The sequence below is a fragment of the Natrinema versiforme JCM 10478 genome (assembly GCF_000337195.1).
Taxonomy (GTDB): Archaea; Halobacteriota; Halobacteria; order Halobacteriales; family Natrialbaceae; genus Natrinema; species Natrinema versiforme.
Genome location: NZ_AOID01000040.1, coordinates 1 through 306, shown reverse-complemented (window position 1 = coordinate 306; position 306 = coordinate 1). Strand labels below are relative to the sequence as shown.

At 58.5% G+C, this 306-nt stretch carries 1 rRNA gene; it reads left to right on the top strand.

The window, feature by feature from the left end:
* Positions 1-306, top strand: a 16S ribosomal RNA gene (locus C489_RS13185); the annotation flags it as partial.

Sequence of the window (306 nt, the reverse complement as noted above, 5' to 3'; positions counted from 1 at the left end):
CGTAGCAGATAGCTCAGTAACACGTGGCCAAACTACCCTATGGATCCGGATACCCTCGGGAAACTGAGACTAATCCGGAATAGCGTTCATCGCCTGGAGTGGCACGAACGCGAAACGTTACGGCGCCATAGGATGTGGCTGCGGCCGATTAGGTAGACGGTGGGGTAACGGCCCACCGTGCCCATAATCGGTACGGGTTGTGAGAGCAAGAGCCCGGAGACGGTATCTGAGACAAGATACCGGGCCCTACGGGGCGCAGCAGGCGCGAAACCTTTACACTGCACGCGAGTGCGATAAGGGGACTCC